The organism is Streptomyces sp. HNM0574 (genome assembly GCF_012726235.1).
In the GTDB taxonomy this organism is placed as follows: Bacteria; Actinomycetota; Actinomycetes; order Streptomycetales; family Streptomycetaceae; genus Streptomyces.
Genome location: NZ_JAASAH010000002.1, coordinates 314181 through 326695, shown reverse-complemented (window position 1 = coordinate 326695; position 12515 = coordinate 314181). Strand labels below are relative to the sequence as shown.

Here is a 12515-nt window from a genome sequence, read left to right as displayed (position 1 = left end):
GAGAGGAGGCCGGGCATGAGCCTGCGCTCCCGCGTCACCGGACCCGGCAATCCCGCCGACCCGACCACCGCCGCCCACCAGCCCGGCCCCAACACCCCTGACGAGGCCCGGAGTCCGGCCGCCGAGCCGGCGGACAGCGTCGGCCACCTCGTCCCCGCCTACCGCACCAAGCTGCTGGAGGAGATCGACCTCGCCGAGATGTCGGCGCTCGCCCCGGCCGAGCGGCGGGACCGGCTGGAGCGGGTGCTCGGGCACCTGATCAGCCGCGAGGGGCCCGTCCTCGCCACGCACGACCGGGCCCTGCTGATCCGCCGGGTCGTGGACGAGGCGCTGGGCCTCGGCGTCCTCGAACCGCTGCTGGAGGACCCGACCGTCACCGAGATCATGGTCAACGGGCCCGAGCAGATCTACGTCGAACGCGCGGGCCGCGTCGAGCGCGTACCCGTCCGCTTCGCCTCCGACGAGCAGCTGATGCAGACCATCGAGCGGATCGTCTCGACGGTCAACCGGCGGGTGGACGAGTCCAATCCGATGGTCGACGCGCGACTGCCGACCGGCGAACGCGTCAACGTCGTCATCCCCCCGCTCTCCCTCACCGGCCCCACCCTCACCATCCGCCGCTTCCCCCGCGCCTACACGCTCGGCGAACTGATCGGCCTCGGCACGCTGGACGAGCACATCCTCGCGCTGCTCTCCGCCTTCATCCGCGCCCGCTTCAACGTGATCGTCTCCGGCGGCACGGGCAGCGGGAAGACCACGCTGCTCAACGCCCTGTCCGGCCTGCTGCCCGGGCACGAGCGGATCATCACCGTGGAGGACGCCGCCGAACTCCAGCTCCAGCAGCAGCACGTCATCCGCCTGGAGACCCGGCCGCCGAACGTCGAGGGCAAGGGCCGCGTCACCGTCCGCGACCTGGTCCGCAACTCGCTGCGGATGCGGCCCGACCGCATCATCGTCGGCGAGGTGCGCGGCGGCGAGACCCTCGACATGCTCCAGGCCATGTCCACCGGGCACGACGGTTCGCTCGCCACCGTGCACGCCAACTCGGCCGAGGACGCGCTGATGCGGCTCCAGACGCTCGCGTCCATGTCGGAGGTGGAGATCCCGTTCGCGGCGCTCCAGGACCAGATCAACTCCGCCGTCGACGTCCTCGTCCAGCTGGCCCGCATGGCCGACGGGTCCCGCCGCATCGTCGAGATCGCCCTCCTCGCCTCGCACGGCCGCGAACCCTTCCGCCTCGCCACCCTCTCCCGCTTCGAGGCCCGCCCCATGACCGCCTCCGGCACCGTCCACGGCGACTTCCTGCACCACCCCGTCCCCCGCCGCACGGCCAGCCGCCTCGCCATGTCCGCCGAACCCGTACCCCCGGCCTTCGGGGTGGAGGAGGGGGAGGGGTGAGGGGCGCGGCCGCGGCGCCCCGGCGCTCAGGGACAGACGTCCATCTCCTCCTCGTCGAAGCCGAGTTCGTCCTCGATGCCCAGCTCCACCGCCGCGTTCCAGCGGAGGGGATCCGGACCGTCCCCCTCCGCCATCTCCCGCAGAGCCCGCCGGGCCCGCTCGCCGCCGATCGCGCCCAGTGACCGGACGCACTTCAGGCTCAGCCACCGGTACGGGTCCCGCGGCCACTCGCGGAGCAGCTGCGCCAGGACGGGGACGGCCTGCGGGGTCTCCAGCTCGCCGAGAATCTCCACGAGATCCTCGACGTCCAGCCCCGGCGGCCGCTCCGCCAGCACCGCGACGAGCAGCTCACCCAGCCCCGCGGGACGCAGCCACGCCGCGAGGTTGGCCAGCCGGAGGAACCGGCTCCAGTCGCCCGAGTCCCGGGCCGCCCCCAGGTGTTCGAGAATCCGCGCGGCGAACCCGGGAGCGCGCTCCCGTACGGCCCGGGCCTGCTCGGCCCCGATGTACCCGGTCCCGAGCAACTCCCGTACCCCTGCCCACTCGTCCACGCCGTGCCGCCTCTCACCCGTACCGTTCCCCTGGACCGCAGCACGCAACAAAACAGGAGTTCGCATGATCCACAAGGTTCGTCCCGTGCAGGTGTTCGCGGGGGAACACCAGCTGACGTGCCCGCTCTGCCGGAACGACGCGTTTCTGGAGCGGCCCATCAAGCTCAACACCACGGGCATGTCCTTCCTCAACCTGGACTGGGCGAACCGGGACGCCGACGGCTTCATCTGCACCGAGTGCGGCCGGATCGAGTGGTTCCTGAACAACGGCAGCCTGCGCGTCACCAAGCTCTGAGACGGCCCGTAACGGTTCGGCTTCGGACGCGCCGCCGTGCATGAAGGTGGCGCCCCGAGGGGTAGGGCGGGGAATGCCGCACGCGTGTACGCGTACGCCCGCGCGCGGCCGCCCTGTACGCGCCTGCCGGCGGCGCACGGGGCACAGGGGAGGGAAGGGAAGGCCCGCGCATGACCACCGCCGCACAACTCGCCCTCGGCGCCACGCTGTTGGCGCTCGCGCTGGCGACCGCAGGGGCGCTCACGTACGCCGCCGGGCGCTCCCGGCACCGCGCCCTGATCGACCGGCTCACCGCGGGCGGCGGCGGCAGCGAGGGCTACGCCCCGCCGCCCGACGCCACCGGCCTGCGCAGGCGCCGCTTCGCCCCCGTCGACCGGCGGCTGCGCGGCACCCGCGCGGGCCGCCGCCTCCAGCTGAAGCTGGACGCGACGGGACTGGACGTGACCCCGGGCGAGTTCACGGTGTGGCTGGTGGCCGGCGTCGCGGGACTGTGGCTGCTGGCCGCCTCCGTGCTCGCGCCGTTCTTCGGGCCGCTGGCCGGCGTCATCGGCGTCCTGTCCGCGAACGCCTTCCTGAACCACCAACGCCAGCGCCGCACCGAGCAGTTCATCAACCAGCTGCCCGAACTCTCCCGCATCCTCGCCAACGCCACCTCCGCCGGACTGGCGCTCCGCACCGCGCTCGGCATGGCGGCCGAGGAGCTGGACGCGCCCGCCGGCGACGAACTGACCCGCGTGGCGCACCAGCTGGCCGTCGGCCGCTCCGTCGAGGACGCGCTCGGGGAGCTCGCGGAGCGGCTGCCCTCGCGCGAACTCGTCGTCCTCGTCACCACCCTCGTCCTCGCCAACCGCGCGGGCGGCACGATCGTCGGCTCGCTCCGCAACCTGACCACCACCCTGGAGGAGCGCAAGGAGACCCGGCGCGAGGTGCGCACCATGCTCGCCGAGGTCAACGCGACGGCGTTCACCGTGCCGCTGCTCGGCCTCGGCGCCGCGCTCATGGTGAACGGGATGATGCCGGGGGCGCTGGAGAAGGTCACGGGCTCGGTCGTCGGCCAGATCACCGTGGTCGTCGCCGTCGGGCTCTTCGCCGCCGGTTTCCTCGTCATCCGCCGCCTCGGCCGGATCGAAGTCTGAGGCCGGGAGGCGGAGTTGATGTCGTCCTGGATGCCCCTGCTGCTCGCCGCGCTGGCCGCGCTCGCCGTGCTCGGCGCCCTCACCGGGCTCCGCATGTACCGCGCCGAGACCCGGCTGCCCGAGGACCTCGCCGTCGCCCTGGAGGTCGGCGCGACCCGCACCACCCGCCCCGAGGCCGCCGTCGACCGGCTCGGTATGCGCTTCGCGCCGCTCGTCCTGCGCCTGATGGGCCCCACCGGTTCCGCACGCAAACGCCGCGCCATCGACCGGGCCGGCAACCCCGGCGGCCTCACCCTGGAGCGGTACGCGGCCCGCCGCGCCGTGTACGGACTGTTCGGGCTGCTCATGGCACTCGTCGGGATCGCCACCGACAGCTGGCTGTTCACCGCTCTCGTGCTCGCCTTCGGTGCCTGCGCCGCCGACCTCGCCATCCGCCAGGCGGTACGGGAACGCAAACGCGTCATCGAGCGCACCCTCCCCGACTTCCTCGACGTCCTCGCCGTCGTCGTCTCCGCCGGACTCGGCTTCCGCCAGGCGCTGGAACGCGTCGCCGAGCGGTACGAGGGCCCCTGGGCGGACGAACTGCGCATCACCCTGCGCCAGATGGACATGGGCGTCAGCCGCCGCGAAGCCTTCGACGAGCTGCGCAAACGGAACCGGAGCGAGCAGGTCGACCAGTTCGTCAGCGCGCTCCAGCAGGGCGAGGAACTCGGCGCGCCGATCGCCGACACACTCGTCCAGATCGCCACCGACATGCGCCGCACCGACGCGCAGAACGCCCGCCGCCAGGCCGCCAAGACCGTCCCCAAGGCGACCATGGCCACCATCGTCTTCCTGCTGCCGGGCGCGCTGATCCTCATCGTCGCGACCTTCGTCCTCGGCTCCGACACCGACTTCGGCTCGGTACTGGGCGGTTGACGGTGCGAGGGATTACCGGCCCGCACCCGGGGGATGTCCCGGGAGGGCCCGCGAACACCGGCCGGGGGAGCGGCACCGGGCCCCGGCCCCGCCCGTCCCGCCCGTCCCCGCCGTCACCCGCCGGCCCGAGGAGACCCGCCGTGCCCACCGCGCGACCCGCAGCACCGGCACCCGCCGTGCCGGTGGCGCCTGTGCGCGCGGACGGCTGTCAACCCCCTTGCACCGGCGGGACTTTCCGTACTCGCCCTCGCCGGACCCCCGCCGTGTGGCACAGTCGGCGTCCATACGGCACCGGCGGGCCATGGGCGCGGTCCGCCACCGCCGCACGCCCCGACGCACCTCCCGGGGCGGCAACAGCACCGCCACCCGGGCCGCGGACCCGCGCGCGCCGCACGGGCGGGGGCGGCGGTACGGGCCGGGGCAGCGGCACGTACCGGCCAGGCCGTACGCGCGGGACGAGGAACAGGAGCGGGAGGGACGCCACCGTGTGTCTGACAGCGATCACCACGGTCGCGGCGTTCCCCGCGGAAGGCGCGGCCCGTCATGCGTGACACCCCCGACGCCCCGCCGCCCCGCCCCGGCCGTCCCCCCAGCACCAAGCGCCCCGCACCGGCCCGCCGTTGGGCCCCGCGGGAGTACGCGGAGTCACCCGCCAACGGAGGAGAACACGATGTCCAAGGCCGTGCGCCACGTCCGCACCTGGTACCACCGGGCGACCCGCCACACCCGCGGCCCCGACGCCGACCGCGGCGCCAGCCTGATCGAGTACGTCGGCCTGATCATCATCGTCGCGGCCATCATCCTGGCGGTGCGGGCGCTGAACCTCGACACCGCGATCGCCACGGCGATCCAGGGCGCGGTCAACAACATCATCGGCGGCTGACCCGTCGCCGCCTGCACGGCGACGGCGGCCAGACGCTGCTGCTGTGCACGGCCCTGATGACCGGAATCCTCTTCCTGGCCTTCGCGTTCCTCACCGTCGCCCAGGCGGGAACCGTACGCAACGGCGGGCAGTCGGCGGCGGACGCGGCAGCGCTCGCGGCGGCCCAGGACGACCGGGACGAGCTCTTCGACGGCTTCCTGGACGCGGTCGAGGAGGACGATTCCTGGCAGGACTGGCTGGACGGCATCGGCGACATCACCGGCGACGGCTGCGGCGAGGCCGAGTACTTCGCCGGAAAGAACCGTTCCGACGTCCTCAGCTGCGAGCAGATCACGCGCTCCGGTGACGACGGCTACACCGTCGAGATCGAGACGCGCTTCGACACCGGCGACACGATCGTGCCCGGGGCGGGGAACAAGAAGGGCCGGGCCTCGGCGACGGCCGTCATCACCCCGCGCTGCACCGCCGACGAGGACGCCGGAGCCGTCGAACTCACCTGCGACGGCGAGGACTTCACCATCGACCCCGACGAGGACACCGACCTGGAGCCGTCCGACCTCTTCTCCGTGGTCCTGGTCGAATGACGAGCCAACGACTGATGAAAGACGAGCGATCCATGATGATTCGGCGCGGCACGGTGCCCCGCAGCGCGACGACCGCCGTGGCGGTCGCGGCCGGTCTGGTTCTCACGCTGGCCGGCTGCAGCAGTGACGATTCCGGCGGCGGCCAGAGCAGGACGCCGAATCCCGCGGGCCAGGACGGCAAGGACGAGGCCGGAGCCGGCCCGGACGACAGCACCCCGCTGGCCGAGGTCAAGGGCGGCGACGGGATCACGCTGACCGTGGACTCCGCCACGCGCGAGAAGGGCGGTTTCGTCACCGTCTCCGGAACCGTCACCAACGGTTCGGGAAGCACCTGGGTCGCCCCGGGCTGGCAGGGCGACGAGTCCGAACTGGCCAAGAACAGCAGCTCCATGGCCGGGGCCAAGCTCGTCGACAAGGAGGGGAAGAAGCGCTACTTCATCCTCCGCGACACCGAAGGCCGCTGCCTGTGCACGAAGTTCAGCACCGGATTCCAGCCGGGCGACAAGAAGCCCTGGTACGCGCAGTTCCCGGCACCGCCAGAGGACCGCAACCAGGTCGACTTCCAGATCGGCGACATGCCTCCGGCCAACTTCAAGATCTCGGAAGAGTGAGGTGGGAATGAGACGCCCTCGCCAGCACGCGATGCGGTTCGCGGCCTGTACCTCGGCCTGCGCGCTGCTCCTGACCGTCGCCGTCGCGACCACCGCCCAGGCGGACCCGACACCCCTGCCGGACGCCCCGCTCCCCGGCTCCGACGACCCCACCACCATCCCCACCGGCGGCCCCTCGCTGCCGGGGGAGGGCGGGGCGCCCGCGCCGAAGTACAGCGAGGCGCCGGACAACATCGGGGACTCCAAGCCGCCGGTGAAGCTCGACACGCAGGCGGCGGGGCTGCGGCTCGCCGACGGGGCGAAGCTGGCGCCGTCGAAGGTGCTCGACATCAAGTTCGTCACCGAGGACCTGGCCGGTGAGGAGCGCCGCGAGGACAGCACGCAGAAGACGAAGTTCACGCTCCAGGCGGAGGTCCTCTTCCCCAAGGACAGCGCGAAGCTGAACGACAGCGCGCACAGCCGCATCCGGGAGATCGCCGAGGAGGTCGGCACGCAGGGCGCCAAGGAGCTGAACGTCTTCGGCTTCACCGACGACCTGGGCAGCTACGAGCACGGCCGGAAGCTGTCCCGGAACCGGGCGGCCGCCGTCCAGGAGGAGCTCGCCAAGGTCCTGGACTCGGGCATCAGCTTCAACGTCCGCGGCTACAGCGAGGATTACCCGGTGGCGGACAACGCGACGGAGCAGGGCCGCGAGAAGAACCGCCGGGTCGAGGTGTCCTTCCCCCGCCAGAACTGACCGCGTCCGGCGCGCGGTGGGGCCCCGCCACCGTCCGGCGTGGCGGGGCGGGAACCGGTTCTCAGGCGGCGCTGACTATCTCGGAACGGACCGCGCGCTGCCATGCGGCGCGCAGCCGGTCGAGTTCGGCGAGGTCGGCCTGCGTCCACATGGTGCGGCCCGCGACGAAGCGGCGGATCGCGTCGTTGGCCTCGGCGGCGGAGGGGCCCTCGGCGGCGTGCTGTGGAGTGACGAGCATGCCACCAACAGTAAGGCCTGCCACCGACAACTGCCCCCGCATAAACCGGAGTCGGGCGTGACGCGCGGGGGTAGACAGCCCCCGACGTACGTCGGTGAACCGTGTGACGAAGGGGGCGGAGGTGCCCGCGCGGGACGAGCGAACACCGGAACCGGAGGTGCCCCCGGCGGCCCGCCGACGCGCCATCGGCTGGGCGACCGGCGTCCCGCACGCCCTCGGAGCGGCCCTGCTCGTGGCGAGCGAAGCCGTCCGCGGCGACCTGGGTGACCTGGGCGGACCGCCACCCGCCCGTCCGCCGTCCTACGCGGAGGACTTCGCGCGGCTGCACGACACCCTCGCCGAGCACCTGTGGTTCCGCGCCGCCGAGTGGCTGCGCGACGGCGGCTGGTGGGACGAGCCCCGGCTGCTGCTCTGGGCGGCGGTCTTCGCGGCCCTCGTCGTACGCCTCAACCGGGACGGCCCGCCGCGGGTCCAGCTCGCGCTGTCCGTGGCCGCCGCCGTGTACTGCGTGCCCGCCGCGGCGGCCGGAATCCCGTACTTCGCGCTGGCCGAGGGCTACGCGCTGCCGTTCCTGCTGACCTGCGGCGCGGTCGCGGTCGCCGCCGCGACCCGCCCCGCCCGCCGCCGCACCCCCGTGAGACCCGGGGCCCGGCACACGAACGGCGGGGGCTGACCGTACCTTCCGGTACGGCCGGCCCCCGCCGTGCGGGCCGTTGCGGTCCTCACTCCTCCCGTGCGGGACGGGGCGGACCTGTCGGCTGTGCGGTCAGTCCGTTTCCACGGAGGAGAAGCCGCCGGCCGCGCCGCAGGCGGCGCCACCGGTGCTGATCCCGTTCGGGCCGCCCACGTTGTGGCCGCTGCCCGCGCAGCCGATGAAGCCGTGGCCGCGGTCGATGTCGTAGTCGTGTGCCGTGGCCACGCCGCTCATCGGGGCGAGGGCGCCGAGGCCGAGGGCGAGAGTGGCGGCGGCACGTGCGACATTCCTGCGCATGGTCATACCTCCATGAAGGTCGGTGAGAGCCGATGACTCGTACCTCCCATACGTGACCCCTGCCGCGCGGCACCGAATCAGGCTGGGCCGACGTGTGACCCCGGCGGTCTAACGGAAACCGCCGTACCGGTGTCCGCGCGTCGGCCATCCGCGTGCCGCCCGGAGCCGACGGCCGGCGCGACGGCGCTGGTCAGCGCGCGGTGGTGGTGCAGACGACGGTGTCGCCCGCGCCGACCCGCCAGGCCCGTCCGCGGCCGCCGTCCCGCCCGTCCGCGCAGAAGCCGGACGGCAGGGTGCGGGGTGCGTCCTGGTGGATGCCGGTGACGGTCAGCACGCGGTCGTAGGGCTGGGGGAGGGCCCGCAGCCCGCAGTCGGGCGCCGACATCAGATCGGCGCGCACACCCCCGGAACCGGAGCCGGAATCCGGCCCTGTTCCGGAACCCGTTCCGGAATCCGCACCGGGCCGACGCGCCCGGTCCGCCTCGGCCTCCCCGCGTTCCGCGCCCGCCGGTGCGGCCAACAGGCAGTCGTCCTGCCGGAATTGGCGCGTCAGGCACAGCGCGGCGCCGGAGGTCCCGGCGGCCCGCCAGGCGTCCCGGCCCCTCCCCGTGGGGCAGTCCCCGGGCTTCTCGCGTACGGCGGTGACGCGGACCCGGGCGTCGGCCGCGTTGCAGGGCACGCGGGTGGTGGCGGCCGGGGCCCGGGTGTTCCAGCCGGTGCCCTCGTCGGAGTGGTGCGCGGACAGGCAGTCCCCGGCCCGTACGGCCCGGCCGCGGCCGGTCGCCGAGGGCTCCGGGGCGGCCGAACCGGCGGTCGGCGCCGGGGAGCCGGAACGCGTACCGGGGGACGGGGAGCCCTCGGAAGCGGAGGGGCGTGGTGTGGCGGGGGCCGCCGTCGAGTGGCTCTCGGGGCCGACGATCCGGGGGAGGACGACGGTCGCGAACAGCACGGCCGCGATGATCAGCCACCAGCGTCCGCGCCGTGCGCGGTCGGCCGGGGTGTCGGCCAACTCGCCCCGCAGCTCTGCCTCGACGGCCTCCTCCAGGGTGAGTTCCCCTTCGTCCGCCTCCCGCCTGCGGTGCTTCCCTCTGCTCACTGCTGCACCCCCGACCGGCTGAGTGTCCGACGCGGCACCATGCTGACGCACCACCCGTCCGAGAGCGAGAGCCCGAAACCCCGACAAGCCCCGACATCACCGTCCCGCGCCCAACCACCCCTCCCGCACGGCGCGTTGACGCCCTGCCCGTTGTCGTACCCGGCACGTAGTCTCGCCCGCGTGTTGCTCGCGCCGCTGCTCCTCGTCTGCGCGGCGGCCGCGTACGGGATCGCGGCCGGCGCGCTCCTCCCGCGTCCCCTCTACCGGTTCGCGGTGCCGCCGGGGGAGCCGGCGCGTGCGGCCTGCCCGCAGGGCCATCCGCTGACGGGGCCCGGCCGCGGCTGGCTCGGCCCGGCGCGCTGCCCCCGCTGCCCCCGCCCCCGCGCGTACGGGCTCGGGCGGGGCGAGCTGCTGTTCCCGCTGGTGTCCGGGGCCTGCTGCGGGGGGCTCGCGGCGGCCACGGGATGGCGGCCCGAACTGGCGGCGTGGCTGCTCGCGGTGCCCGTCGGCCTGCTGCTGGCGGCCGTCGACGGCTGGGTGCGACGCCTGCCGGACGTCCTGACGCTGCCGCTGGCGGGCGCCCTCGCGACGCTGCTCGGTGTGGCCGCGCTGCTGCCCGCGGCGGCCGGAAGCTGGCCGCGGGCGCTGCTGGGCGGGGTGGTGCTGGGCGCCGTCTTCTGTGTCCTGCACCTCATCAGCCCGCGCGGAATGGCCTTCGGAGACGTCAAGCTCGCGCCCGCCGTCGGGGTCGCTCTTGGGTGGTACGGCTGGGACGCGCTGTTCGCCGGCGCCTTCCTCGGCTTCGTACTGTCCTTCGTCTGGGGCGTGACGATGCTGGTCAGAGGCCGTCTGCGAAGAGTCGCGGGCCGGGGAACGGAACTGCCGTTCGGCCCGTTCCTGCTGCTCGGCGGTTTCCTCGCGGTGCTGGCCGGAGCACTCAGCGTGTGAGCGCTGTCGCCGCGTGTGGCCGGGTGAGGCGTACGCGACACGGCCCGGAAAGTAGTTGATGCACGAAGCACTCCCGTGAAGGGGCTAAGGTGGAAACCCCCCCTCGGGCCGGTCCGTATCCCCCCACGGACCGGCCCGCTTTTTTGTGCCCGGGCGCCGGGGTCAGGAGTTGCTGCTGCGGGCCCAGATGTTCGTGCCGGGCTCGGACACCGCGAACGAGTCGATCTCGCGCAGCTCCTCGTCCGTCAGCTCCGGCGCCCCCAGCGCGGCCACGTTCGCCTCCAGCTGGGCCACGCTGCTCGCGCCGATGAGCGCCGAGGTCATCCGCTCGTCCCGCAGCACCCAGCTGAGCGCCAGCTGCGCGAGGCTCTGGCCGCGCCGCTCCGCGATGGCGTTCAGGCCGCGCAGCCGCCGCACCACCTCGTCGGTCAGCAGCCCCGCGTCGAGCGAGGTGCCCTTCGCGGCACGGGAGCCCTCGGGGACGCCGTCGAGGTACTTGTCGGTGAGCAGGCCCTGCGCGAGCGGCGCGAAGGAGATGCAGCCCATGCCCTGCTCCTCCAGCGTGTCCAGCAGGGCGTCCTCCTCCGTCCAGCGGTTGAGCATCGAGTAGGACGGCTGGTGGATGAGCGCGGGCACGCCCATCTCCCGGAGGATCCCCGCCGCCTCCCGCGTCCGCCGCGCGTTGTACGAGGAGACGCCGACGTACAGCGCCTTGCCCTGCCGCACCGCGGAGGCGAGGGCGCCCATCGTCTCCTCGAGCGGGGTGTCGGGGTCGAAGCGGTGCGAGTAGAAGATGTCGACGTAGTCGATGCCCATCCGCTTCAGCGAGGCGTCGAGCGAGGACATCAGGTACTTGCGGGAGCCCCACTCGCCGTACGGGCCGGGGTGCATCAGGTACCCGGCCTTGGTGGAGATGACGAGTTCGTCACGGTACGAACGGAAGTCCTGGCCGAGGATCTTGCCGAAGTTCAGCTCGGCCGAGCCGGGCGGCGGACCGTAGTTGTTGGCCAGGTCGAAGTGGGTGACGCCGAGGTCGAAGGCGCGGCGCAGAATGGCGCGCTGGGTGCCGAGCGCGCGGTCGTCGCCGAAGTTGTGCCACAGGCCGAGCGAGATGGCGGGAAGCTTGAGCCCGGAGCGGCCGGTACGGCGGTACTCCATGGCGTCGTACCGCGTCTGAGCTGCCAGGTAAGGGGGAACGTCGCGATCCATGTCCCCTTTCTTATCAAGCGGCCCCATCCGCGCTCTTTTCCGTGCGGTCCCTCCGCCGTGGCCCGGGTCACCGGCCACGGCCCGGCTTCGTTCCACGGGTCGCCCGGCAGTAAGGTGCTGGGATTCCGGACTCGGCATGAAGGGGCTGGCCTTACCGATGAAGCTTCGCGACCTGGTGTACAAGCTCTATGCGCGCCGGGTGGAGGACCGTCTCGACCACTCGCAGGTGCCCAAGCACATCGGTGTCATCCTCGACGGGAACCGCCGCTGGGCACGCGCCGCGGGCGGCAGTCCGGAAGAGGGGCACAAGGCCGGCGCCAGCAAGATCAACGAACTGCTGGGCTGGTGTGACGAGACCGACGTCGAGGTCGTCACGCTCTGGATGCTCTCCACGGACAACCTCACGCGCCCGGACAAGGAACTCCTCCCGCTGCTCGGCATCATCGAGGACACCGTCCGCGACCTGGCGGCCGACGGCCGCTGGCGCGTGCACCACGTCGGCCAGCTCGACCTGCTCCCCGACCGCACCCGCAAGGTGCTCAAGGAGGCCGAGGAGAAGGCGGGCAACATCGACGGGATAACCGTCAACGTCGCCGTCGGCTACGGCGGCCGCCAGGAGATCGCCGACGCGGTGCGCTCGCTGCTCGCCGACCGCGCCCTCTCCGGCGCCTCGCTCGACGAGCTGGCCGAGAACCTCTCGGTGGAGGACATCTCGGAGCACCTCTACACCCGCGGCCAGCCCGACCCGGACCTCGTCATCCGCACCAGCGGTGAACAGCGGCTCTCCGGCTTCATGCTGTGGCAGAGCGCGCACTCGGAGTACTACTTCTGCGAGGTCTTCTGGCCCGCGTTCCGGAAGGTCGACTTCCTCCGCGCCCTCCGCGACTACGCCTACCGCCACCGCCGCTACGGCGGCTGACC

At 73.1% G+C, this 12515-nt stretch carries 16 protein-coding genes; 11 read left to right on the top strand and 5 right to left on the bottom strand.

Annotation, left to right across the window (positions count from 1 at the left end; all coding sequences use genetic code 11):
• Positions 1-15: 15 nt before the first annotated feature.
• Complete coding sequence (locus HCC30_RS05090; protein ID WP_169440792.1) at positions 16-1398, top strand: CpaF family protein; 1383 nt, start codon at positions 16-18, stop codon at positions 1396-1398.
• Between the two features lie 26 nt (positions 1399-1424).
• Here HCC30_RS05090 and HCC30_RS05085 read toward each other — a convergent pair whose 3' ends face one another.
• Positions 1425-1949 carry a HEAT repeat domain-containing protein gene (locus HCC30_RS05085; RefSeq protein ID WP_169440790.1) on the bottom strand — a complete coding sequence of 175 codons (525 nt, stop codon included), beginning with the start codon at positions 1947-1949 and terminating at the stop codon, positions 1425-1427.
• A 64-nt stretch (positions 1950-2013) separates the two neighbouring features.
• On the opposite strand from HCC30_RS05085, the gene HCC30_RS05080 reads away from it, so the two are divergent.
• The 7 genes from HCC30_RS05080 to HCC30_RS05050 all read left to right on the top strand — a co-directional run bounded on the left by HCC30_RS05080 (position 2014) and on the right by HCC30_RS05050 (position 7112).
• Complete coding sequence (locus HCC30_RS05080; protein ID WP_169440788.1) at positions 2014-2244, top strand: hypothetical protein; 231 nt, start codon at positions 2014-2016, stop codon at positions 2242-2244.
• A gap of 170 nt (positions 2245-2414) precedes the next feature.
• Complete coding sequence (locus HCC30_RS05075; protein ID WP_169440786.1) at positions 2415-3380, top strand: type II secretion system F family protein; 966 nt, start codon at positions 2415-2417, stop codon at positions 3378-3380.
• Between the two features lie 18 nt (positions 3381-3398).
• Entirely contained in the window at positions 3399-4298 is a 900-nt protein-coding gene (locus tag HCC30_RS05070) for a DUF5936 domain-containing protein (RefSeq protein ID WP_169440783.1), read from the top strand.
• Between the two features lie 670 nt (positions 4299-4968).
• Entirely contained in the window at positions 4969-5181 is a 213-nt protein-coding gene (locus HCC30_RS05065) for a hypothetical protein (protein WP_169440781.1), read from the top strand.
• A 56-nt stretch (positions 5182-5237) separates the two neighbouring features.
• Positions 5238-5765: a hypothetical protein gene (locus HCC30_RS05060; protein ID WP_169440779.1), complete on the top strand. Its 528-nt coding sequence runs from the start codon at positions 5238-5240 to the stop codon at positions 5763-5765.
• Positions 5766-5797: 32 nt separating this feature from the next.
• The gene (locus tag HCC30_RS05055; protein ID WP_169440777.1) at positions 5798-6376 is read left to right on the top strand and encodes a hypothetical protein; all 579 of its coding nucleotides are present in this window, start codon (positions 5798-5800) and stop codon (positions 6374-6376) included.
• Between the two features lie 7 nt (positions 6377-6383).
• Positions 6384-7112, top strand: coding sequence for an OmpA family protein (locus tag HCC30_RS05050; protein WP_169440775.1), 729 nt, complete (start codon positions 6384-6386; stop codon positions 7110-7112).
• Positions 7113-7173: 61 nt separating this feature from the next.
• On the opposite strand, the gene HCC30_RS05045 is transcribed toward HCC30_RS05050, so the two are convergent.
• Positions 7174-7350 (bottom strand): hypothetical protein, encoded by a 177-nt coding sequence (locus tag HCC30_RS05045; RefSeq protein WP_169440773.1) that lies wholly within the window; start codon positions 7348-7350, stop codon positions 7174-7176.
• A 103-nt stretch (positions 7351-7453) separates the two neighbouring features.
• Here HCC30_RS05045 and HCC30_RS05040 point away from each other — a divergent pair, with 103 nt between their 5' ends.
• Positions 7454-8023, top strand: a complete 570-nt coding sequence (locus HCC30_RS05040; RefSeq protein WP_169440771.1) for a hypothetical protein — start codon at positions 7454-7456, stop codon at positions 8021-8023.
• Positions 8024-8116: 93 nt separating this feature from the next.
• Here HCC30_RS05040 and HCC30_RS05035 read toward each other — a convergent pair whose 3' ends face one another.
• Both HCC30_RS05035 and HCC30_RS05030 read right to left on the bottom strand, forming a co-directional pair.
• Positions 8117-8341, bottom strand: coding sequence for a hypothetical protein (locus HCC30_RS05035; protein ID WP_169440769.1), 225 nt, complete (start codon positions 8339-8341; stop codon positions 8117-8119).
• A gap of 190 nt (positions 8342-8531) precedes the next feature.
• Positions 8532-9437 carry a hypothetical protein gene (locus HCC30_RS05030; RefSeq protein WP_169440768.1) on the bottom strand — a complete coding sequence of 302 codons (906 nt, stop codon included), beginning with the start codon at positions 9435-9437 and terminating at the stop codon, positions 8532-8534.
• A 180-nt stretch (positions 9438-9617) separates the two neighbouring features.
• Between HCC30_RS05030 and HCC30_RS05025 the strand changes: the two genes are divergently transcribed.
• Positions 9618-10385, top strand: a complete 768-nt coding sequence (locus HCC30_RS05025) for an A24 family peptidase (protein ID WP_346776499.1) — start codon at positions 9618-9620, stop codon at positions 10383-10385.
• 162 nt (positions 10386-10547) lie between these two features.
• Here the strand turns inward: HCC30_RS05025 and mgrA are convergent, their stop codons facing one another.
• Positions 10548-11594 carry an L-glyceraldehyde 3-phosphate reductase gene (gene mgrA / locus HCC30_RS05020; protein WP_169440766.1) on the bottom strand — a complete coding sequence of 349 codons (1047 nt, stop codon included), beginning with the start codon at positions 11592-11594 and terminating at the stop codon, positions 10548-10550.
• Positions 11595-11751: 157 nt separating this feature from the next.
• On the opposite strand from mgrA, the gene HCC30_RS05015 reads away from it, so the two are divergent.
• Positions 11752-12513, top strand: coding sequence for an isoprenyl transferase (locus HCC30_RS05015; RefSeq protein WP_169440765.1), 762 nt, complete (start codon positions 11752-11754; stop codon positions 12511-12513).
• The last annotated feature ends 2 nt before the right edge of the window (positions 12514-12515 follow it).

Coding starts and splice junctions, on each gene's coding strand:
- HCC30_RS05090 (WP_169440792.1), top strand. CDS start 16: ATGAGCCTGCGCTCCCGCGTCACCGGACCCGGCAATCCCGCCGACCCG.
- HCC30_RS05080 (WP_169440788.1), top strand. CDS start 2,014: ATGATCCACAAGGTTCGTCCCGTGCAGGTGTTCGCGGGGGAACACCAG.
- HCC30_RS05075 (WP_169440786.1), top strand. CDS start 2,415: ATGACCACCGCCGCACAACTCGCCCTCGGCGCCACGCTGTTGGCGCTC.
- HCC30_RS05070 (WP_169440783.1), top strand. CDS start 3,399: ATGTCGTCCTGGATGCCCCTGCTGCTCGCCGCGCTGGCCGCGCTCGCC.
- HCC30_RS05065 (WP_169440781.1), top strand. CDS start 4,969: ATGTCCAAGGCCGTGCGCCACGTCCGCACCTGGTACCACCGGGCGACC.
- HCC30_RS05060 (WP_169440779.1), top strand. CDS start 5,238: ATGACCGGAATCCTCTTCCTGGCCTTCGCGTTCCTCACCGTCGCCCAG.
- HCC30_RS05055 (WP_169440777.1), top strand. CDS start 5,798: ATGATGATTCGGCGCGGCACGGTGCCCCGCAGCGCGACGACCGCCGTG.
- HCC30_RS05050 (WP_169440775.1), top strand. CDS start 6,384: ATGAGACGCCCTCGCCAGCACGCGATGCGGTTCGCGGCCTGTACCTCG.
- HCC30_RS05045 (WP_169440773.1), bottom strand. CDS start 7,350: ATGCTCGTCACTCCACAGCACGCCGCCGAGGGCCCCTCCGCCGCCGAG.
- HCC30_RS05035 (WP_169440769.1), bottom strand. CDS start 8,341: ATGCGCAGGAATGTCGCACGTGCCGCCGCCACTCTCGCCCTCGGCCTC.
- mgrA (WP_169440766.1), bottom strand. CDS start 11,594: ATGGATCGCGACGTTCCCCCTTACCTGGCAGCTCAGACGCGGTACGAC.
- HCC30_RS05015 (WP_169440765.1), top strand. CDS start 11,752: ATGAAGCTTCGCGACCTGGTGTACAAGCTCTATGCGCGCCGGGTGGAG.